This window comes from Streptomyces sp. BA2 (assembly GCF_009769735.1).
Classification (GTDB): Bacteria; Actinomycetota; Actinomycetes; order Streptomycetales; family Streptomycetaceae; genus Streptomyces.
On the sequence record NZ_WSRO01000002.1, the window covers coordinates 8,765,219 to 8,786,541 of the forward strand.

At 69.9% G+C, this 21,323-nt stretch carries 19 protein-coding genes; 14 read left to right on the plus strand and 5 right to left on the minus strand.

Going from position 1 to position 21,323, the window contains the following annotated elements; all coding sequences use genetic code 11:
• Window positions 1–109: 109 nt before the first annotated feature.
• Window positions 110–1,126: a substrate-binding domain-containing protein gene (locus E5671_RS41945; protein WP_160509441.1), complete on the minus strand. Its 1,017-nt coding sequence runs from the start codon at window positions 1,124–1,126 to the stop codon at window positions 110–112.
• Window positions 1,127–1,406: 280 nt separating this feature from the next.
• Here E5671_RS41945 and E5671_RS41950 point away from each other — a divergent pair, with 280 nt between their 5' ends.
• The 5 genes from E5671_RS41950 (at window position 1,407) to E5671_RS41970 (ending at window position 7,475) form a co-directional block, all read left to right on the plus strand.
• Window positions 1,407–2,774 (plus strand): extracellular solute-binding protein, encoded by a 1,368-nt coding sequence (locus E5671_RS41950; RefSeq protein ID WP_237330359.1) that lies wholly within the window; start codon window positions 1,407–1,409, stop codon window positions 2,772–2,774.
• A gap of 84 nt (window positions 2,775–2,858) precedes the next feature.
• Window positions 2,859–3,767, plus strand: coding sequence for a carbohydrate ABC transporter permease (locus E5671_RS41955; protein WP_336605999.1), 909 nt, complete (start codon window positions 2,859–2,861; stop codon window positions 3,765–3,767).
• A 2-nt stretch (window positions 3,768–3,769) separates the two neighbouring features.
• The gene (locus E5671_RS41960; protein WP_160509443.1) at window positions 3,770–4,657 is read left to right on the plus strand and encodes a carbohydrate ABC transporter permease; all 888 of its coding nucleotides are present in this window, start codon (window positions 3,770–3,772) and stop codon (window positions 4,655–4,657) included.
• A 48-nt stretch (window positions 4,658–4,705) separates the two neighbouring features.
• Window positions 4,706–6,226 (plus strand): arabinosylfuranosidase ArfA, encoded by a 1,521-nt coding sequence (gene arfA, locus E5671_RS41965; protein WP_160509444.1) that lies wholly within the window; start codon window positions 4,706–4,708, stop codon window positions 6,224–6,226.
• A 49-nt stretch (window positions 6,227–6,275) separates the two neighbouring features.
• Entirely contained in the window at window positions 6,276–7,475 is a 1,200-nt protein-coding gene (locus tag E5671_RS41970) for a sialidase family protein (RefSeq protein WP_160509445.1), read from the plus strand.
• Between the two features lie 61 nt (window positions 7,476–7,536).
• On the opposite strand, the gene E5671_RS41975 is transcribed toward E5671_RS41970, so the two are convergent.
• Entirely contained in the window at window positions 7,537–9,114 is a 1,578-nt protein-coding gene (locus E5671_RS41975) for a carbohydrate-binding protein (protein WP_202121464.1), read from the minus strand.
• A gap of 275 nt (window positions 9,115–9,389) precedes the next feature.
• Here E5671_RS41975 and E5671_RS41980 point away from each other — a divergent pair, with 275 nt between their 5' ends.
• A complete protein-coding gene (locus tag E5671_RS41980) occupies window positions 9,390–9,809 on the plus strand; it encodes a hypothetical protein (protein ID WP_160509446.1) in 420 nt (139 codons plus the stop codon).
• Window positions 9,810–9,865: 56 nt separating this feature from the next.
• On the plus strand, window positions 9,866–10,312 hold the full coding sequence (locus tag E5671_RS41985; RefSeq protein ID WP_160509447.1) for a DUF6372 family protein: 447 nt from the start codon (window positions 9,866–9,868) through the stop codon (window positions 10,310–10,312).
• A gap of 80 nt (window positions 10,313–10,392) precedes the next feature.
• Here E5671_RS41985 and E5671_RS41990 read toward each other — a convergent pair whose 3' ends face one another.
• Window positions 10,393–11,280, minus strand: coding sequence for a DUF2382 domain-containing protein (locus E5671_RS41990; protein ID WP_160509448.1), 888 nt, complete (start codon window positions 11,278–11,280; stop codon window positions 10,393–10,395).
• 239 nt (window positions 11,281–11,519) lie between these two features.
• On the minus strand, window positions 11,520–11,933 hold the full coding sequence (locus tag E5671_RS41995) for a hypothetical protein (RefSeq protein ID WP_160509449.1): 414 nt from the start codon (window positions 11,931–11,933) through the stop codon (window positions 11,520–11,522).
• A 492-nt stretch (window positions 11,934–12,425) separates the two neighbouring features.
• Between E5671_RS41995 and E5671_RS42000 the strand changes: the two genes are divergently transcribed.
• Genes E5671_RS42000 through E5671_RS42010 form a run of 3 tightly spaced genes read left to right on the plus strand, consistent with a single transcriptional unit; the run spans window position 12,426 to window position 15,539 of the window.
• The gene (locus tag E5671_RS42000; protein WP_160509450.1) at window positions 12,426–13,385 is read left to right on the plus strand and encodes a trypsin-like peptidase domain-containing protein; all 960 of its coding nucleotides are present in this window, start codon (window positions 12,426–12,428) and stop codon (window positions 13,383–13,385) included.
• Window positions 13,378–14,610, plus strand: a complete 1,233-nt coding sequence (locus E5671_RS42005; protein ID WP_160509451.1) for a protein kinase domain-containing protein — start codon at window positions 13,378–13,380, stop codon at window positions 14,608–14,610. Before E5671_RS42000 ends, E5671_RS42005 begins: the two co-directional genes overlap by 8 nt.
• A gap of 5 nt (window positions 14,611–14,615) precedes the next feature.
• On the plus strand, window positions 14,616–15,539 hold the full coding sequence (locus tag E5671_RS42010; RefSeq protein WP_160509452.1) for a hypothetical protein: 924 nt from the start codon (window positions 14,616–14,618) through the stop codon (window positions 15,537–15,539).
• A gap of 3 nt (window positions 15,540–15,542) precedes the next feature.
• Here the strand turns inward: E5671_RS42010 and E5671_RS42015 are convergent, their stop codons facing one another.
• Window positions 15,543–16,409, minus strand: a complete 867-nt coding sequence (locus E5671_RS42015) for a YihY/virulence factor BrkB family protein (protein WP_160509453.1) — start codon at window positions 16,407–16,409, stop codon at window positions 15,543–15,545.
• 244 nt (window positions 16,410–16,653) lie between these two features.
• On the opposite strand from E5671_RS42015, the gene E5671_RS42020 reads away from it, so the two are divergent.
• The 4 genes from E5671_RS42020 to E5671_RS42035 all read left to right on the plus strand — a co-directional run bounded on the left by E5671_RS42020 (window position 16,654) and on the right by E5671_RS42035 (window position 21,309).
• Window positions 16,654–17,247, plus strand: coding sequence for a hypothetical protein (locus E5671_RS42020; protein WP_202121465.1), 594 nt, complete (start codon window positions 16,654–16,656; stop codon window positions 17,245–17,247).
• Between the two features lie 205 nt (window positions 17,248–17,452).
• Window positions 17,453–18,259, plus strand: coding sequence for an ABC transporter ATP-binding protein (locus E5671_RS42025; protein WP_237330361.1), 807 nt, complete (start codon window positions 17,453–17,455; stop codon window positions 18,257–18,259).
• Window positions 18,256–19,236, plus strand: a complete 981-nt coding sequence (locus tag E5671_RS42030; protein ID WP_160509455.1) for an ABC transporter substrate-binding protein — start codon at window positions 18,256–18,258, stop codon at window positions 19,234–19,236. Before E5671_RS42025 ends, E5671_RS42030 begins: the two co-directional genes overlap by 4 nt.
• Window positions 19,237–19,242: 6 nt before the next feature.
• The gene (locus E5671_RS42035; protein ID WP_160509456.1) at window positions 19,243–21,309 is read left to right on the plus strand and encodes a Fe(3+)-hydroxamate ABC transporter permease FhuB; all 2,067 of its coding nucleotides are present in this window, start codon (window positions 19,243–19,245) and stop codon (window positions 21,307–21,309) included.
• Window positions 21,310–21,323 lie beyond the last annotated feature (14 nt).

Genomic DNA, 21,323 nt, shown 5'->3' on the forward strand with positions numbered 1-21,323 from the left:
ACGGGTGTGGTCGCGGTGCAGCGACGTGGTGGCGTTGGGCGCATCGAGTGGTGGCTCCGGGTTCGCGCGGCCTCGGCGGCGGAGGCGCTGGGGTCGGGTCAGGCCGGGGTCAGCTCGTCGCGCGCGTGCTCTCCCGCACCATCAGTTCGTATCCCGCGGTGAGCCGCGTGTGCGGGGCCATCGCGCCGGCGTCGATCCTGCGGAGCAGTGCGTCCACGGCCAGTTCCGCGATGCCTCGTTTGTCGGGGGCGACGGTCGTCAGGCTCGGCACGCTGTAGCGGGACTCCTCCACGTCGTCGAAGCCGGCCACGGCGAGGTCGTGCGGGACCCGCAGCCCGTGTTCGTGCGCCACTCGCAGCGCGCCGGATGCCAGCAGGTCGTTGAAGCAGAAGACGGCGTCCGGTGGGTCCTCCAGGGCCAGCAGCGCGTGCATCGCGGCAGCCCCGGCGGCCCGGGTGAACGACCGTGTGTCCGGGGCGAGTCGGGGGTCGTGCGGGACGCCCGCCGCGTGCAGCGCGGTCAGATAGCCGTGCATGCGCTGGACCGTGGTTGCGTGGGCGGGGCCCGAGGGCTGTCCGATGACGGCGACGCGGCGGCGGCCGAGGGACAGGAGGTGGTCGGTGGCCTCGCGCGCCGCCGCAGAGTTGTCGATCAGGACGTGGTCCGCGGGGATCTCGTACGACTGCTCACCCAGGAGTACGAGCGGCACGCGGCCTTCGCGGGCGGCGAGGACCTGCTCGTCGAGGCGGAGCGGGCTGAGCAGGACGCCGTCGATGAGCGGGTCGCTGAGGCCGCAGGCGATGCGGAGCTCCTCGTCCGCGCTGCCGCCGGTGTCCTCGATGAGTACCGTGCAGCCGCGCTTCTTCGCCGCCGCGATGACCTGCGCGGCCAGTTCGGCGAAGTACGGTGCGACGAGCTCGGGCACGGCGAGCGCGATGATGCCGCTGCGTCCGGTGCGCAAGTGGCGTGCGGAGGCGTTGGGTTGGTAGTCGAGGTCGGCGATGGCGCGCAGAACGCGCTCGCGTGTCCGGTCGGCGACCCGGGTCTCGCCGCGGACGACGTTCGACACCGTCTTGATCGATACCCCGGCGCGTTCCGCGACGTCCTTCAGGCGAGTGCCTGCCACGGTGCTTCTCCCTCCCCCTGACCTCCCCCGACAGCAGCAGCGTACGTCATGGTCCAACGTTGCAACCCGGGGGAGCCGCGAGAAGTCGATGTACGTCCGCCGAGTACGTGAACAGGTAATGCGTGCCTAGGTGTTGACGTCGTATTGCCAGCTGAGTACAACGTTGTAAACGCAGCGGGCAGCCACGCAGTGCGGTTGCCATCGGTGCAGATTCCAACGTTGCACTCGTATCAGTCAGCCTTGCCTGCCCCACTTGTCCGCCGTGGAAGGACGCATGCCCATGCGGGACCGCATACCGACCCCGTCGCCGCCCGCCCCGTCCCGCCGCCGTGTGCTGCGCGGAGGGCTCGCGCTCGGTGCGACCGGCGCCGCCGCGCTCACCGTCGGCGGCTGCGGCAGCACCATCGCGCAGGGGTTCACCGGCGGCGCGCCATCGCCGTCGCGGCTGAACTTCTGGAACCCGTTCACCGGCGGCGACGGCGAGCGGATGCTGGCGATGCAGGACGCCTACCGGGCCGCGCACCGCTCGACCGAACTGAAATCGGCGACGTTCTTGTGGGGCAACCCGTACTACACGAAGCTCACCCTCGCCACGCTCGGCGATCGGCCGCCGCAGGTCGCGGTGGTCCATCTGTCGAAGTTGCCCACCCTCGCCGAGGCCGGACTGCTCACCGAGCTGCACACCGAGGATCTGGCACGGCACGGTCTTACCGAGGACAAGTTCGACGCACGGCCGTGGCGGAAGTCCCAGTTCGGCGGGGCGCCGCACGCCGTACCCCTCGACACGCATCCCTTCGTGCTCTACTTCCGCACGGACATCGCAAAGAAGGCCGGACTGCTCGACGGGCAGGGCCAGTTGGTGGACGTGGACGGGCCCGACGCCTTCATCGACGCCTTGCGCGCGGCGAAGGAGGTGACCGGCGCGTGGGGCGGTTCGATCGCCTCGGTGAAGGAAGCCTCGATGCAGTTCCGTCTCTTCTGGTCGCTGTACCGGCAGGTCGGCGGCGGGGACCTCGTCGCCGACCAGGGCAAGCGGGTGGTCATCGATACCGCAGCGGCGGCCGAGGCGCTCGCGTACATCCGCCGGCTCAGCCAGGAGAAGGTGATCCCGGCTAACACCGACGGCAAGGGCGCCATCACGCTGCTGACCACCGGCAAGGCCGGGTTCCTGATGGACGGCGTCTGGCAGGCCCTCGCGGTCCAGTCGGCGAAGGTGAAGTTCGACATGCGCCCGCTGCCGCGTGTCTTCAAGGACGCGCCCTACGCCTGCGCCGCCGACTCGCACGCCCTGGTACTGCCGAAGGCCCCCACCGAATCGGCCCAGCGACTCGACCTCTCGCTCGGGTTCGTCGCGTCGATGCTGCACTCCAGCAAATTGTGGTCGGAGGGCGGCCATGTGCCGGCCTGGCTGCCGACGCAGCGTTCACGCGCGTACAAGGAACTGGTCCCGCAATCGCACTACGCCACGGCCGCCGACGGCGCGGTCTACGACCCGGCCGCCTGGTACGGCGGCGCGGGAAGCACCATGCAGAACGTGGTGGGCGACGCCGTGACCTCCGTCTTCACCGGTGACACCAGCGCCACGGCGGGCGCCGCGCGGATGCGCCGCGAGCTGCGCGACCTGGCGTCGCGCCCCGCTCCCGTGTGACCAGGGCCGCCCCCCGCCTGCCGCTCAACTCTGCCTGCTCCACCTGCCCCTGGATCCCGTACGCCTTGACCGAAAGGCCGAACCGTGGCCACGACGACCGCTCCCTCCTCGACGTCCAGCAGAGGCGACCGCTGGGCAGGACCGGGGATGCTGCTGCCCTTCGCCCTCTTCTACCTGGTGTTCCTGGTCGGGCCGCTCATCTACACCGTGGTCGCCGGGTTCTTCGAGACGAGCCTGCTCAAGAGCGGCCTCGGTGACTTCGCGGGCCTGACGAACTACAAGGAGGTGCTCGGCGACGCGGAGTTCTGGCGGACCCTGCGCAACACGCTGTGGTTCACGGTCCTGACGACCGTGCCGCTGGTCCTGCTCAGCCTGGCCCTCGCGGTGCTCGCCGACCGGTTCGTGCGCGGCCGCTGGTTCTTCCGCTTCGCGTTCTTCGCGCCGTTCGTGCTGCCGTCCGCGGTCATCTCACTGCTCTTCATGTTCATCTACGCCGACCAACTGGGCCTGGCCCAGGAGGCGGTGAAGTGGTTCGGCGTCGAAACGCCGCCGTCCTGGCTCGGCGACCCGGACTGGGCGATGATCTCCATCGCGGCGGCCACGGTGTGGTGGACGATCGGCTTCAACTTCGTGCTGTACCTCGCCGGACTGCAGGACGTGCCGCGCGAGGTGCACGAGGCGGCCGCCATCGACGGGGCCGGGCCCTGGCAGCGTATCCGGCACGTGGTCGTGCCCATGCTGGGCCGTACGACGACGCTGGTGACGGTGTTGCAGATCATCGCCTCGCTGAAGGTCTTCGACCAGATCTACATGATGACCAGCGGCGGCCCCGACGGCAGCACCCGCCCATCCCTTCAGCTCATCTACGACACCGGGTTCGTCGAGGGCCGCGTGGGCTACGCCTCGACCGTGTCGCTGCTCCTGTTCCTGGTGATCCTGTTCGTCTCCCTCGTCTGGTTCGCCCTCGTACGCCGCGCCGAGAAGGAGAACTGACCATGACCGCGATCGCCACACGCCCCGAGACGGAACAGCGCGGTGGCACCACGCCACCGGCCCGCCGCCGCGACTCGGAGCGCCTGTTCAACCGGGTGGCGCTCGGCACGCTCATCGCCCTCGCGCTGCTGTGGCTCGTGCCGCTGGCGTGGGCGCTCGCCACGTCGGTGCGGCCCGCGCAGGAGGTCGTCACCAACCCGACCGGCTGGTTCACCGCGCATCCGACCCTCGACGCGTACGGGGAGATCTTCGACGCGGGCAAGCTGCCCTACTGGTACGCCAACAGCTTCATCACCTCGATCCTCACCACCGTCCTCACGGTGATCATGGCGTCCCTCGCCGCGTTCGCCCTGTCGCAGACCCGCTTCCGGCTGCGCCGGGCCGCGTTCGTGATGCTGCTCGCCGGGATCATGATCCCGGGCCAGGTCCTGATGATCCCTCAGTTCCTCGCGCTCCAGTCGGCGGGCCTTCTGAACACCTACTGGGGTGTCGTGCTGCCCCAAGTGCCCAATGTGGTCGCCGTGTTCGTCTTCAAGCAGTTCTTCGACGGGATACCGCGGGAGCTGATCGATGCGGCGCGCGCGGACGGTGCGGGCTGGCTGCGCACCTACTGGCAGATCGTGATGCCGATCTCCCGCCCGGCCGTCTCCGCGGTCACGATCTTCGTGTTCGTCGGTGTCTGGAACAACTTCCTGTGGCCGCTGCTCGTGGTGACCGACCCGGAGATGATGACGCTGCCCGTCGGACTCACCTCCGTCCAGGACGTGTTCGGCGTCCCCTACGCCCAGCTCATGGCGTCCGCCGTGCTCGGCGCGATCCCGCTGCTCGCCGTCTTCGCGCTGTTCCAGCGCCGCATCGTCGAGGGCATCGCAGGCACAGGCCTCAAGTAACCCTCGCCCCCTCGCACATCTCCGCACGCAACAGAGAGGCACCAGAACATGCCGCACACCGCACGGTTCGTCATCGACCCGGAGTTCAGCGTCGGAGACGTCGACCCGCGCCTGTACGGAACCTTCGTCGAGCACATGGGACGCTGCGTCTACACCGGCATCCACGACCCCGAGCACCCCACGGCCGACGCCGACGGATTCCGCGGTGACGTCGCCGAGCTGGTACGCGAACTGGGCACGGGGCTCGTGCGCTACCCCGGCGGCAACTTCGTCTCCGGCTACCACTGGGAGGACGGCGTCGGCCCGGTCGCCGACCGTCCGCGCCGACTCGACCTGGCATGGCGCTCCATCGAGACCAACCGCGTCGGGACCAACGAATTCCTCGGCTGGGCGCGCCAGTTGGGCCTCGACCCGATGATGGCCGTAAACCTCGGAACGCGCGGGATCGACGCCGCCCGCGCCCTGGTCGAGTACTGCAACCACCCGAGCGGCACCGCCTGGTCGGACCTGCGCATCAAGCACGGCGTGAGCGAACCGCACGGCGTGAAGCTGTGGTGCCTCGGCAACGAGATGGACGGGCCGTGGCAGACCGGCCACAAGTCGGCCACCGAGTACGGGCGGCTCGCGGCTGAGGCCGGAAAGGCGATGCGCCAGGTCGACCCGTCCATCGAGCTCGTCGCGTGCGGCAGCTCCAACTCACGCATGCCGACGTTCGGCACCTGGGAGCGCGAGGTCCTGGAGCAGACCTACGACGAGGTCGACTACCTCTCCCTGCACGCCTACTACGAGGAGTTCGACGGCGACCGCGCCAGCTTCCTCGCCTCGGGCGCGCACATGGACCAGTACATCCGCGACGTGGTGTCGACCGCCGACCACGTACGGGCGGTCCGGGGCGCCAAGAAGCACATCAAGCTCTCCTTCGACGAGTGGAACGTCTGGTACGCCGTCCGCTTCCCCGGCGAGCGCAATCTGGAGACCGCCGAGACACCCCGGCTCATCGAGGACACGTACAGCGTGACGGACGCCGCCGTGGTCGGCTCGCTGCTCATCACGCTGCTGCGCAACGCCGACCGGGTGGCCGTCGCCTGCCTGGCCCAACTGGTCAACGTCATCGCGCCCATCCGCACCGAGCCCGGCGGTGCCAGCTGGCGCCAGACCATCTTCCACCCCTTCGCCCAGGCGGCCCGATTCGCCACCGGACGTGTGCTGCGCACCGACGCCTCCGGTCCTCGCATCGACACACCTCAGTACGGGGACGTATCCGCCCTCGACACCGTGGTGACGCACGACGAGGCAACCGGCGCGCTCACCGTTCTCGCCGTCAACCGCGACCAGGAGCAGCCGCTGCGACTTGAGGCCGCGCTGCGTGGGGCCGCCGCCGGATACCGCGTCGTGGAGCACCTGGTCATCGCCGACCAGGACCCGGACGCGGTCAACACCGAGGCGGAGCCGGACCGGGTGGCGCCGCGCCGCGCGTCCGGCACGCACATCACCGCCGAGGGCGCGCTGACGGCCGAACTGCCGCCGATCTCCTGGAACGTCATCCGCCTCGCACCGCAACAGATCTGACGGCAGTTCGCCGTTCGCCCCACCACCACCGCAGAGTCAGGAGAGGCCCATGTCAGCGCACGACCCCGCACGACCACGTCTCCTCCGCCCCACCGCCCTGATCCCCTTGCTGCTCGCCCTCGTGGCGGCGCTGTTCGTCACGCAGTCCGGGCAGCCGGCCGACGCCGCGACCGGCACCCTGCTGCGTGACGGCACCGGTCTGTACCCACGCGCCGTCAGACTCGACCACAACGGCGCCGCCGACGGCCGGATCCTGGCCTCCGTGGTCACGTTCGACGGGAACAACGGACTCGGCGCCATCCACGAGAGCACGGACGGGGGCGCGTCGTTCCGAGAGGTCGGCACCGTGCGCGACCCCGAGGCGGCGGGCGGGCAGGGTCTTTGCTGCTCGACGCTGTACGAACTCCCGCGGCGCATCGGCAAGCTGCCCGCGGGGACGCTGCTGTGGGCGGCGTCGGTAGGGCAGGACGAGCCGAACCGGCGCATGGCCCTGCGGCTCTTCAAGAGCACTGACGTGGGCCGCAGTTGGAGCTACCTCTCCACGATCGCCACGGCGCCGAACGACAAGGGGCTGTGGGAGCCGGAGTTCTCCGTCGACGCCTCCGGGCAGCTCGTGGCGCACTACTCAGACGAGACAGATGCCGCGCACAGCCAGAAGCTGGTGGCAGCCCGCACGGCGAACGGGGTGAGCTGGACCGGCCACCACGACACCATCGCCAGCACCCTCGCCTCGGACCGGCCCGGCATGGCGGTGGTGCGCAAGATGGGCGACGGAACCTACTTCATGTCGTACGAGATCTGCGCGGCGGCGGGCCAGTTCCAGTGCGTCGTGCACTACCGGACCTCGTCCGACGGCTGGAACTGGGGCTCTCCCGCCTACCTGGGCATCCGCCCGGAGACCGCCGACGGCAAGTACTTCAAGCACGCGCCGAACCTGGCGTGGGCGCCCGAGGCGGGCAACCCGAAGGGCAGGCTCTTCCTCGTCGGCCAGGTCATGTTCAACCGCGACGGCAGCAAGGCGGCCGGAAGCGGACGCACCGTCTGGGTCAACAGCGCGGGTGGCGCGGGAAGTTGGCGGGAGATCCCCGCGCCGGTCGCCGTCGAGTCGACGACCGTCGACTACTGCCCCAACTACAGTTCCAGCCTGCTGCCGTCGGCCGACGGCAACAGGCTCCTTGAAATCGCCACGGACTGGTCCGGCTCGGTCTGCAAGCCGTACTTCGCGACCGGGGCGGTGCCTGCCGCCTGAGCGCGTAGGTGCCCCGCGTGCGAGCGATGACCACATCGCACGCACGCGGGGCACCAGTCGGTCACGGCGTCACTGCGTTGCCGCCGAAGGCCACGACGAGGCGCCCGTCCGCCGCGAAGGACCACTTCAGGGCCCCGGAGTACGAGGAGCAGCGGGACCCGTTCGAACCGGACCAGAACTGGTTCGAGCTGTCGGAGTTGCCGACGATCCTGTCGTTCGTCCCACTGCCGCTGCGGCACGAGGTGTTGTTCCGGAACACCGAAGTACCCGCGTCGAAGGAGTAGTTGCGCTCGTCGTTGTCGATGCTGACGTTGTCCGACACCGACATCGTCCCGAGGTTCCTGTTGTAGGTGAATCCGTGCTTGCCGTTGTTGTAGGCGATGTTGCGCCGGATCACGTGATTGACCCCGATGTCCTCGCCGCCGAGCTTGTAGCCGTTGCGGTCGCCGTTCCCCGCCTGCGAGCCGTCGCTGAGGGTGCCGTTGTCGTGGGCGAGGGAGTCCTCGATGGTCACCGCGCCGATGGGGCCCGTGTCCGGCTTGGTGTAGAGGTCCCAGCCGTCGTCGATGTTGTTGTGGGCCACGGCGTAGCGGAAGACGTTCCCGGGCCCGGACGTGAGCTTCGCGGCGAAGCCGTCGGCGTCCTCGCCGTCGGAGTCGGCGTTGTCGTGCGACTCCGCGCTCAGGATGAGGTTGTTGGACGGCCACTGGCTGCTGGGGGTGCTGGAGAGCATCCGTGAGAGCTGCAGGCCGGTGTCACGGTTGTAGCGGGTCACCGTGCGCTCGAAGACGTTGTTGCTGCCGCCGACGAAGATGCCGTTGTCACCGGCCCGCTCGACGACGATGCCCTTGACGTGCCAGTACGACCCGTTCACGGCGAGCCCGCGGTTGGAGGTGGCCTCGCTCTGCGCCGAGAAGTTCAGGACCGGCGTCTCACCCGGGTAGGCGGAGAGCTCGGTGCGGTCGCTCGCGGTGCCGTTGTTGCCCTGCGGGATGGTGACCGTCTGGGAGTGGCGGTAGGTACCGCCGCGCAGATAGATCGTTCCGCCGGGGGTGATGCGGGTGATCGCCGAGGTGAGCGTGGTCGGATCCGATTGCGTCCCGGTCGCGCCGTCGGTTCCGTTCGGTGCCACGTACAGCGCGGATGCGGAGGGTGGTGGCGTGGTGTCGTCGCCCGCCTCGGCGTCGAGGTAGTCGATGTTGGGCAGTCCGGCGGAGGCGGTGGGGCTGAGCCGGACAGTGTTGCTGCCCGCCTTCACCGGAACCGTGAGCGTCTTCGTCGCCCACGTCCCCCACGTGCCGGTGCTCTCGAACGACGCCGACGCGGCCGCCGAGCCGTTCACCGTGATGTCCGCGGGCCGTGCGGTGGTGGTTCCGTTGGCGAAGCGGACCTTCAGTGTTGCGGTGCCGGCGGTGGGTGCGTTCACGGTGAACTGCGCGTAGGCGCCCGTCGCGTTGGTGCCGTTGCAGAACCCGCTGCCGGAGTAGCCGGGCCAGTCGGAGTCGAGGGTGCCGGTGCAGACCGCGGGGGAGTTCTCGGCCTCGTAGAGGATGGGCGCGGCCTGCGCGGCGTTGCCGGACAGTGCGACGAGAGTGCCGGCGAGTAAGCCGACGCACGCGGTGATGGGTCTTATGCGCATCGAGGGTCTCCAGGTTGATTGGCTCGTCTGACCAGATCAAGAGGGCGGGTCGGCAGGGTGAATGCGCTGGGGGGCCAGCTCTTGCATCTGCCGGGAGAAAGCGCTTTCGTTGGAAGCTATTGCCAGGCAGCGGGTGCGTCAATGGTCATGTACATGATTCTTATTCACGGACTCGGACGCAGGGCAGGATTCGGGGCCGGTCGGCGTGCAGCCACACGGGGGAGCCCGCAGCGAGCCTTCGCTGCCCGGACCTCGGCAGCCGCTACCGAGAGATCATGACCTACGACCCACTGGACGAGATGTTCCGGCGCATCGACCTGACGCAGACCATGGAAGAGCAGTTCGGCATCAGCCGGGACTGGCCGCTGCGCCTGCGTGCCGCGCACGCCCAGCTTGAGCAACTGCGCAGGCTGCTCGGTGACACCCACTACGAGACGTTCGCGGAGAGTGCCGTCGAAGCGATCCGGCGTCGCGCGGAAAGCCACGGCCCCAGGGACCTGCACAGCCAGTACCTCGGCCGAGAGCTCCACGAGCAGGAACAGACCCTCGGTGAAGACGCCGCACACGTCGCCTGGGGGATCGCTTGCGGGCTCACCGTCCTGCTCGACGACGAGCTGTACGAGGAGGTCATCACGACCGCGGCGGCTGCGTGCCGGTCGGGCACCGGTGGGGCCCTTCTCCAGTCCCGCCCCTGAAGCGGGTCCTTCTCCAGTCCCGCCCCTGAAGCGCGGCTCGGCGGGACAATGGGTCCATGACCAAGCCCGCGCCCGCGCCGAACGCAGAGCAGTTCAAGGCCTTCGCCGAGGCGCTCAGGCGGGCGATTCCGTCCGCCGTGCAGCCGGCTCCGGCCACCGTCCGACGCCCCGGGCCCGGCTCCTGCCACTGCCCGTGCGGCGCCCACCCCGAGTTCCCCGGAACATGCAGCGGTCACGCCGAGCCAGGCTTCACCGGTGTCGTCAACTCACCCACCGGCAGCGCGCGTTCCGTGCCGTTGTGCCGCAACTGCCATGACATCCGCATGGGCCTGGCCCCCCAACGCGACGCGGCTCTGGAAGCGGTGACCGACACCTGCACCTGCCACTGCCGGGCCAACCACCCCGACCGCCCCGGCATCTGCGAAGCCGCCTCCGAGGACGGCGTGACGATCGACGGCAAGCCTGCCTGCGCCGAGTGCGAGGAGGCCGGCCGGAAGACGTGAACGTGGAGGGAGGGAGCGCTCAGTGTGAGTGCTCCCTCCCTCCACGTTCAGTTGCCCTCGATCAGGGCGCGCCGCGGGCGTCAGTGCCGCGGGCCCTGCTTGCGGTCACGCCAGGCCTCGCCCTTCGTGCGGCGCTCGCCCTTGGCGTCGTCGAACTCGATCTGCTCCTTGCGCACGGTGTCGGAGACCTCCTGGGTCTCGGTGACCTTCTCGGTCTCCAGACGGACGCGCTCGACCGGCACGGATTCCTTGCTGACCACCGCCTTCTCGGCGTGCACGGTCACCTCGGTCTGCTCCTCGCCGATGTTGGCGCGCGTGCGGTCACCCTCGCGGATGGGCTCGCGTACGACGCGAACTTCCTCGTGGGAGATGGGGACGGAGGTCTTCACGTCTTCGGTGACGACCACCTTGCGCAGTCGGGCATGCCCGACCTCCTGCTCTTCCTTCCCGACACGCAGCCGCTCCTCCGAGCGGATCATTTCGTCCGTCTTGCCTTCGTCGCCCGCGCCGGAACGCATCGCGAACTCACGCGCGCCCGCGTTGCGTCCGCGTCCCTCGCCGGCGCCCATGCCCATACCGGCACCTGCTCCGGCCATGCCCGCGGCACCGGCGCGACCACCTGCCGCCGGGGCAGGCGTGCCAGTGGGGCGCGTGAGGCCGTAGTGGGTGTAGAGGTCCTGCTCCTCGCCCGGCTCGAGGTGCTGGTCGGCGTCCACGCGCGGGGCGTCCTTGACGGCTTCCTTAGTGGCCGTCACGTGCAGCTCGTCCTGCTGACGGCGGGCTCCGGCGAGCGGCACGAAGCTCTGCTTCATGCCGAAGAGACCGGTCTTGACGGTCACCCACTCGGGACGCCCAGTTCGGTCGTCGAGATACACCTGCTCGACGCTGCCGATCTTCTCGCCGGTCCGGTCATAGGCCGTAAGGCCCGCGAGCCCGTCGGCGCTGGTGAAGGCCTCGCCCTGAGTCATGGGTGATCACTCCCTCGCGGCGCGCGACGGGCAGAATCGAATCTCGCCACGGACGTCGCACGCGTCCCCTCCATCCCGCTCCGGACCGGTGGACGACGCAACCAGGAGAGTCACTGAGCGTACGCGGACGGCTCGCCCGAGGTCCTTCGGCGGGCTGATTGCGGCGATCGGAGTGACTTGGTTCACCGCCGCCTTGGCTAGCCCATTCGAGTGAATCGCCCAGGTGGCGGCGGAGCGGGCTAGGGCAGGGCTGCCCGCACCAGGACCTGTTCCGTCTCGGACGGGAAGAAGCCGGTGATCCCCTGCATCAGGCGCAGCGCCGTGGTCACACGCCGGGGGAGGGGCCGGGGCAGTCCGGCCGGAGTGAGGACTGCCCCGCACGACTGGCTCCGGGCCCGGTCCAGTTCGTGCTGGGCGCGCTGGTCCTCACCGTTGCGGATGTGGACCAGCGCGCGCCGGACACTGCCCGAGGCCTGTTCCGAGACGCTCAGGAGCGCGGTGATGCCGGACGCGGTCGGATCGGCGGCCGGCCGCGTCATGGCTGTCGCGGCTCCGGCGAGGGCGCACTCGCGGGCAGCAAGACGGAGGTGAGTGCTTGCCTGGTCCAGGATCTTGACGATCGCGCACAACCGTCCCGTGTCGAACGAGGCCATGGGATGACTCCTCTTCGATGTCGCGATGCCGCCATGTCGCGATGCCGCTTGGGCGAACGCGCGCACGAGTAGCTCGTCCTTCAGGCGTATCACCGGTGCGTGCCGCGCCCGAACCCCCGCGGGGGGAGCGCACGCGGCGCGCAGGGAAGGGCGAACGCGGGCGCGTCGTCCCGGATTTCCGCCCGGGGGCGCACAACTCGGACCCGCCCTGGCAGCTCCCCTGACGAAGAGCGCCGCCGCACGGGGATGGAACCGATCGCGCCCTGGTAGCGGTGCTCGATGCCATGTCTGTGACTGGTGGGGCCACGGGAACTCCACTCGGAAGTGGTGGAAGATTTGAGCCGGACGGGGTAACTCCCGGATAGTGGAGGGTGGTTGACCCGCTCAGTGCGCGGGTTCCCGGACGGTGACGGTGTCATCCAGAGGTGGGGGGATCTGAGTGACAAGTGCGGTGGAGGAGTACGTGAACAGTGCGGTCCGGTAGGAATCGCTGTGGACGCCATCGGAAGGCTGGTACGTGACGGTGTCCCCGTCGGGACCGCGTTCGTGGTCACCGCCGACGGTCTCGCCGCCACCGCGGCGCATGTCATCGCCCCGGACGCGGACGCGGACTGGACGTTCGTGCCGCTCACCATGCCCGGCCGATCACTGCCGGTCGAGATCTCCGCGCTCGTCGACGAGGCAGCCGACGTGGCGCTCGTGCGGATCGGCGAAGCTGTCGACTGGCAGCCGATGGCGCTCGCCCCGCACAGGAATGCCACGCCAGGTGCCGCTGTCCACCTCCGCGGATTCGCCCGGTCACGCGACTACGACGCCGGGGTCGGCAGCTATGTGGGCGAGACGTCGGAGGACGGCCGGTCCTGGGTGAAGATCAGCTGTCGACACGCTCAGCACGGCATGAGTGGTGCTCCTGTGCTGCTCACCGGCACCGGCTGTGTGATCGGCGTCGTGTCCTTGCGCCTCAATGCCGCACGCTGGAACCGGGATTCGGTACTCCTGGCCCCCGTGGAGCGGCTCGTCGCGCTCGAACCCGACCGTCTCCGTCTGGTCTCGCCGGTCCACCGGTTCGTGGACGGAACCCTGCGGCTGTCGTGGATGCGGGGTGACGCGACGGAACCCATCCTCGAAACCGACGACTTCAACGTGTCGCTCGGCCGCAGCGCGGCGAATCGCGTGCACCTGCCGGACCTCCGCGACAGCCGTTTCCACGGCCACCTGTCCTTGGTCGGCACGACGCTCGTCTACCAGCACTTGGGGCCCCGCCCCGCCTATCTGCACGGTGCCACAAGGCAGTTGAAGATCGGGAAGGGGGAGTCCTGCACGGTCGGCGACAAGGATCGGCTGCGGGTCGCCAGCGGAACGATGCTGGTCGAATTCTCCGCCCCTGATCTTTACGACCCCTATGCGAAGCCGACGGAGTCGGCGGACGAGGAGGCAACGCGTGGTGGATGACCGGACAGTGGACGCCCTGACGACGGACGCGCCGACAGCCGAGGGGCCGGCGTGCCCGCCCCCGGCGTTCGCGGGCGCCCCCGCAGCCGTGGGCACGGTCATCGACGGACGCTGGTCGGTGACGGAGGTCCGGCGCGGCGGGCAGGCGTGGGTCCTGATCGTCGACGACGCCGAGCGGGGAGTACGCCGCGCGATCAAGACCCCGCTGTCCCGCGCCCTCGCGGGAGACACCGAACTCGCCACGCTGCTGGGCCTCGCACCGCATCCGCACGTCGTGACCACGTTCGAAGAGATCACGATCGGTGACTCGCCCGGCATCGTCCTCGAATACGTGCCCTCCACACTGGCCGAGTTCCTCAGACAGCGACGCGGGACGACCGACCACGACACCCTCGCGACGCACACGAACACGCGCGCACCCGTCCCCGACGACCTGGCCGACGTGCTCCAGCAGGTGTGCGAGGGCATGGCCCACCTCTCCCGTACGACCGAGATGGCCCACCTCGATCTCAAGCCGTCGAACGTGCTCCTCGACGGTGCGGGCCAGGCCAAGGTCGCCGACTTCGGTCTGGCCCAGCAGGTGAGCATCCGCGACGGACGCTTCCCCGCGGCGCGCGGCGGCACGTGGGCCTACGCCGCACCTGAAGTGCTCCGACAAGAGCCGTGCGACATACGGGCCGACACCTTCTCCTTCGGTGTGCTCCTCTACGAAGCGTGCACGGGGCGGCTGCCCTATCCCTTCCGCCTGGCGCCGGCCCCCGACGAGCAGCGCGCGCAGCTGCTCGAGTACTACGAGACCTCCGGGCCGGGGAGCCGTACCGAGGAGCTGTATTACGGCTTGTCCGCGCCGACCCAGTATCCGGTTGTCCCGCCGAGCACCGGCGTCGGCCAGGTCCTCTCCAGCTGCTTGATGCAGCACATGGACGAGCGCCCGGCGTCGTTCTCGAACCTCGCCACCATGCTCTCCAGAGGCCTGCGCAGGCCGCCGCTCCAGGTCATGGCCCCGCCCCTGTCCGGGATCGACCAGCAGCACAGGGAACTGACGCTGTCGCAGGTGCTGATCCATCTTGGCCGCTTCGACGAGGCGATCAACCGTCTCAACCGGCTGCTGGCGACGACATCGCTGCCGAGGGACTTCCTGGCGGCGGTATGCCGGGCGGCCCACGACGCCTTGACGGCCACCGGCCGTCACGCTGAAGCGGCCGCACTGGGAGAAGGAGGGTGAACGACATGCGGAGATTCGAGCTGCCGGCGGACTGGGACCACGACCGGCCACTGGAACGGCACGTACGAGAGCTCCTGACAGCCGACCGGCATCGATCCGCCTTGGACGAAGTCCTGCGGCACCTGCGGGGCGACCCCGAGAGCACCACCGGACTGTTCATGGCGCAGGTGACCCTGATGCAGAGCCGCACGGGCCGTCTGACCTCGCCCGAGCCCGTGACGGAACAGCAGGCGTCGAGCGCGCTTCTGGCGCCGGTCATGACGGAGTGCTCGGGCTGTCGTGGCGTCTGGTGCTCGAACCACGCGCTCATGTTCCATGGCCCCGGAGCCGCGACCACGCTCACCGTGATGAATCCGCTCGGCCTGCAGTGCCAGGACTGCCGGTACACCCTCTGCAGGGAGTGCCGGAACCAGCGGCCCCAGTCGTACACCGCGCCGGTCGACATGGCGGAGATCGTCTCGCAGCCCTGTCCGGCACCCGGCTGTGCCGGCGAGCTGACGACCCCGGTGCTCCCGACCGGACGTCATGACGTGGAGCCGACGGCCCCGGAGAGCATCGAGGGTGTTGTCGTCGCCCGCGACGGCCTCATTCCTCCCACGATGGAGGAAGCACTCCGCGTCGTGACCAAATTCGTCCCGCTCACGGCCGACGACGCGCCCCTCATCCACAACCGCCCCGGTGTCCCCGGCCTGATGAGCGACACGTCCACCCGCGACGAGATGGCATCGTCCCTCGTCCACGATCTGGAGCGCGAAGGCCTCCTCGCGCACGGGGCGTGGACCCGCTCGCGCCGCCTGTTCATCCTCGCGGGCACGGCGATCGACACCGACTACTTGATCACCGTCGTACGGAAGCCGAAGGGGACTCGGCCCAGGGGCCTGATGGAGGCCCTGAGGTCGGCGAAACGCTCCCGGCGCAAGGGCGGGTAGACCTCAGGACCCGGACCCGGACACGGCGGCCGGCGCGCGGGCCACCTCCACCGTGAACTGGGCTCCGGCCAGCAGCGCCAGATTGGACATCCAGAGCCACACCAGGAAGACGACCACCCCGGCCAGCGAACCGTAGAGCTTGCCGTAGCTGCCGAACCCCGTGGCGTACAAGGTGAAAAGGCCCGAGGACAGGAGCCACAGCAGCGCGGCGAGCAGTCCGCCCGGCAGGCTGCGGCGCCATCCGCGCTCCGAGGGCGGCGCGTTGCGGAAGAGCACGAGGACGAGCAGGACCACCAGGCAGACAAGGGCCGGCCATTTCATGACGTTCCATGCGGTCTGTCCCGCGTCGCCGACCCCGATGCGCTGCCCGACGGTCTGGACGAGTGGGCCGCTCAGGACGAGCAGGAGCGCGCTGGCGGCCAGCAGCGCGAGCAGCGCGACGGCGGTCATCAGTACTCGGTGCGCCTTGCGCCACACGGGCCGCGTGTCCTTCACGCCGTGCATCGCGTGCAGCGCCCGCCGGAAGACGGCCGCGTAACTGGAGGCGGACCACAGCGCGCTGACCCCTCCGGCGATCACCACCATCACGGCGGCGGACCGCGCGCGGGCCATCTCGGTGAGCGCCTCGTTCAGGGCGCTGCCCGACTGCGCGGGCGCCCAGTCGGTGACCTCGGCGATGAGTGACTGCGTGGTGCCGGGGCTGACCAGGCTGATCAGGCTGACCGTGACCAGGAGAGCGGGCAGCAGAGCGAGGATCGCGTAGTACGTCAGCGCCGCGGCCCAGTCCGACACGTCGTCGTTCCACATCGCCACCGGGGTGCGGCGCAGCGCGGCGCCCCGCCGCGCCCACGGCGATGCGGAACTGTCCATGGGGCTCCTCCTCGTTCTCTCTGCGCTCTCTCCGCGGACGGTTCACTCTGCGGACGGCGCACTGCGCCGTCTTCCCTGCTCGACGCATGTCAACCGGTAGCGGAGGTAGCCGTTCGGTGACATTGCGGACAGGGCTGTGACGGGGGAGGGGGCAACGGGCGTGGGGTGTCGCGGGTCGTATGTGGCGTGGGGTCGGGCAAGCTGACCTTCCGTAAACGGGGAGTTGACGATGATGAGCGTTCGTATGAGCCGAGGACTGTGTGCTCTGGGTGCCGCGGTGGCCGTCGCGGGTGTCGTGGCGGGCACGAGCCCAGCGGCGGCGGCCGCCGGGCCCCGGTTCCTGTCCGCGGCCGAAATGCCGCCGCACGCCTCGTCGGCGTGGACCGCGGGCCCGGTGACCGCCGGGCAGCCCGACCCGCTGCCGATGTGTGTCGGGGAGGCCCTGCCGTCGATCTCCGTGCACCGCGCCTTCCACACGGAGTACGACACCAACGCCCTCCAGGTGACGGTGGTGGAGCGCAACGAGCAGCGCGCCAAGGACTTCGCGGCCCTGCTGCGCAAGAACCTCGAAGGCTGCTCGAAGAAGCTGATGCAGGAGAATCCCGACGTCACCGCGACCCAGAAGTACTACGGAAAGCTGAACGTCGAGGAGGGCGCCCACGTCTACGGCGTCCACACCGAGGCCACGACAGGGTCCTCCGACATCAACATGCTCTCGGTCGGCCGGGACGGCACCACGGTGACACTCGTCAAGTGGGGGCAGATGGGCAACTTCGCCCACGCGCAGGTGGCCGACTTCAAGGCCACGACCCTCAAGGCCGTCAAGAAGCTCTACTGACGGAACCAGCACGAATCGGTACCACCGATGCCGTCCATCATCTCGACCGATGGGCGGCATCCGTGCGCAATGGGGGCAACCGGGCCGAGTTGGGACCCCCTACTTCCAGCCAGACTAAGGTTAGGCTAACCTGCACGCCGTGAGATCAGGTGAACGCGCAGGTAGCGCCACACGTCCGCGCGGTCACGAATTGTCCGCCGAGCACATGACTGTGTCGTACGACGGTGTCGACGTCGTCCACGACGCCGCCCTCCAGCTCAGGCCCGGCGAAGTGACCGCTCTCGTCGGCCCCAACGGGAGCGGCAAGTCGACGCTGCTGCGCACCGTCGCCCGCTTGCAGGGCGCCCGGCGCGGCACGCTGACCCTCGACTCCGGAACGGCCGACGCCGCCGACGGCTTCGACCTCACCGCCCGCCAGTTCGCCCGGCACGTAGCCCTTCTGACTCAAGGGCGCCCCACGCCCGGCGGTCTGACCGTCCGTGACGTCGTGGACTTCGGCCGCTACCCCTACCGGGGCCGCTGGGGTCAGGCCGATGCCGGGGGCGCCGCGGTGGTGGAGCGCGTGCTCACCATGACCGGCGTCGACGGCCTCGCCGACCGCCCCGTCGACCAGCTCTCCGGCGGACAGCTGCAGCGGGTGTGGCTCGCCAGCTGCCTCGCCCAGGAGACCGGCGTGCTCCTCCTCGACGAGCCGACCACCTACCTCGACCTGCGCTACCAGATCGAACTCCTCGACCTGATGCGTGACCTCGCGGACGACGGCGGCATCGCCGTCGGCGTCGTCCTGCACGACCTCGACCAGGCGGCCGCCGTCGCCGACCGGATCGCCCTCCTCGACGCGGGGCGCATCGTCGCCGACGGCGCCCCCGAAGACGTACTGCGGCCGGAACGCCTCTCCGAGACGTACGGCATCCGCATCGAGGTCGACACAGACCCCCTCACCGGCCGGCTGCGCACCCGCGCGATAGGCCGCCACCACAGCAGAAGTGAAAGGCTCCACACCTCCTCATGAGACGCCCCCTGATCGCCGCGACGGCCGCCACCGCCGTGGCCCTCATCCTGTCCGGTTGCGGCACCTCCGAGCCCGCCAAGACCAGTTCGGACAAGAAGTCCGAGCCGATCACCCTCACCGACGCCAACGGCAAGTCGGTGAAGCTGGACGGTCCGGCCAAGAAGGTCGTCGGAACCGAGTGGAACGTCGTCGAGTCCATGGTCACGCTAGGCGTGGACCCCGTCGGCGTCGCCGACGTCAAGGGCTACAAGGCGTGGGACTCGGCGGTTCCGCTGAAGAACGACCCCAAGGACATCGGCACCCGCGGTGAGCCGAGCATGGACACCCTCGCCGGTCTCACCCCGGACCTCATCGTCACCACGACCGACATGTCGGCCTCCGCGGTGAAGCAGATGAAGGAGGTCGCCCCCGTCCTCCAGGTCAAGGCCGCCGACGGCTCCGACCAGGTCGGCCAGATGATGGACACGCTCGACGTCATCGCCAAGGCCACCGGCACGACCGCCGAGGCCAAGAAGGCCAAGGAGTCGTACGAGACGAAGGTCGCCGAAGGCAAGAAGGCGCTGAAGGAGGCCAAGCTCGACGGCTCGAAGATCGCCATGGCCGACGGCTACGCCGCCTCGAACCAGGTCTCCCTGCGCGGCTACACCAGCAACTCCCTGCTGGGCGCCGTCAACGAGGACCTCGGCCTCAAGAACGCCTGGAAGATCAAGGGCGACAAGGACTACGGGCTCGCCACCACCGACGTCGAGGGCCTCACCGCGCTCGGCGACGACGTGAAGTTCGTCTACATCGGCAACAAGGGCGACGACAGCTCCGACGTGTTCACCGACGAACTCGCCGACAACTCCGTCTGGAAGTCGCTGCCGTTCGTCAAGGACGACGAGGTGCACCGCCTGCCCGACGGCATCTGGATGTTCGGCGGCCCCGAGGCGATGGAGGCGTACATCGACGCCCTCATCGACAGCCTGAAGAAGTAGGAGACCGTGGCCGTCACCGCAACGCCCTCAGCCACGCCCGAACGCACTGCCGCATCCCCATCGGGCGCGGTCGCGGTGACGGCCGGTCTCGTTCTTCTGGTCGCCGTTCTCGCCGTCGTCGACATCACGCAAGGCACCGCGTCCGTCGGCCCCGGCCAGGTCTGGAAGGCCCTCACCGGCCAGGCCGAGCAGGGCGACTCCTCCGTCGTCATCGCCTCGCGTCTGCCGCGCATGGTCGCCGGGATACTCGTCGGCGTCGCACTCGGCGCCGCGGGCGCCGCCCTCCAGGCCGTCAGCCGCAACGTGCTCGCCGCACCGGACACTCTCGCCGTCAACGCCGGTTCGTACCTCGCGATCACCATCCTGGTCGCCAGCGGTGTGACGGCGCCCCTGCTCGCCTCATCGGGAGTGGCGTTCGTCGGCGGCCTCGCCGCTGCCGCCGTCGTCCTCGCGCTCGCCGGACGCGGCGCCGGCACCGTCCGCCTCGTCCTCGCGGGCAGTGCGCTGGCCCTCGGGCTCAACGCCATCACCGAGGCGCTGCTCCTGCTGGCCCCCGAACAGACCCAGGGCCTTTACCAGTGGGGCCAGGGAAGCATCAGCCAGAACGGCTTCGACGGAGTCGCCGAGATGGCGCCCGTCGTCCTCGCCGCCCTAGCGGGCCTGCTGCTCATCGCCCGCCGCATCGACGCCCTGGCCCTGGGCGACGACGCCGCGCGCGGCCTCGGTATCCCGGTCCGCGGCACCCGCGTCACGGCCGTCGTCCTCGCCTCGCTGCTCTCGGCCGGAGCGGTGACGCTGGCCGGGCCGATCGCCTTCGTGGGACTCTGCGCGCCCGCCCTGGTGCGGCCGCTCGCAGGCCGCGTCCGTGCCCTCCTGCGCCACCGGACCCGCATCCCCGTGGCGGGTCTCGTGGGCGCCGCCCTGGTCCTTGGCTCCGACGTACTCCTGCGCGCCGTGACGTCATCCCAGACCGCGGTGACCGTGCCCACGGGCGTCATCACAAGCGTCGTCGGCGCCGTGTTCCTCGTCGTCATGGCGATGCGCACCCGCGACGGCGCCGGTGCCGCCGCGCCGGACCGGCTGCGCATCCCCAGCAGGACCGCGTACGTCATCACCGTGGTGCTCCTCGTGGGCGCGCTGGCCGGCGTCACGATCGCCGCGGTGCTCGTCGGCGACAGCACGTTCCTGCTCGGCGACGTGGCCAACTGGGTCCGGGGCCAATCAGGCCAAGCCATCACCTTCGTCCTCGACACCCGCGTGCCACGGGTGCTCGCCGCACTCTGCGCGGGTGCCGCGCTCGCGCTGTCCGGCACGCTCGTGCAGTCCGTGACCCGCAATCCGCTCGCGGAACCCGGTGTCCTCGGCGTCTCCGGCGGAGCGGCGCTCGGCGCCATCATCCTTGTCACCTCGGCACCGGGCGCCGGATCGTGGAGCATCGCCGGGGCGGCGTTCGCCGGCGCCGCGGTCAGCGCCGTCGTCGTCTTCGGACTCGCGGCGAAGGGCGGCTTCCAGAACAGCAGGCTCGTCCTGGTCGGCATGGGGGTGTCCACGGGAACGATGGCGCTCATCAGCCTGTTGATCGTGCTCACCGACCGGTTCAGCGCGACCAAGGCGCTGATCTGGCTCTCGGGCTCCACCTACGGACGGTCCGGCACCGACATCCTGCCGGTCGCCGCCGTGCTCGTGGCCGCGACGGCCGTGGCCTTCGCCCGCCGCAAGGAACTCGACCTCGTGTCGCTCGACGAGGACACCCCCCGGCTCCTGGGCCTCGACCTGGCTCGCGGACGCCTCGGGTTCCTCGTCGTGAGCGTGCTGCTCAGCGCCACCGCGGTGGCCGCGGCCGGCACGATCGGCTTCGTGGGACTCGTGGCGCCGCACGCCGCACGCGCGCTGGTGGGCCGACGCCACATCCGGGTCGTGCCGGTGGCGATGCTGCTCGGCGCGACCCTCGTCTGCCTCGCCGATCTGCTGGGCCGGACCGTCATCGCCCCGGCCCAGCTGGGCGCGGGACTCATGACGGCGGTCGTCGGTACGCCCTACTTCGTGTACCTGCTGGTGCGCAGCCGCCGGTAGCCCCGGGGGTCGCC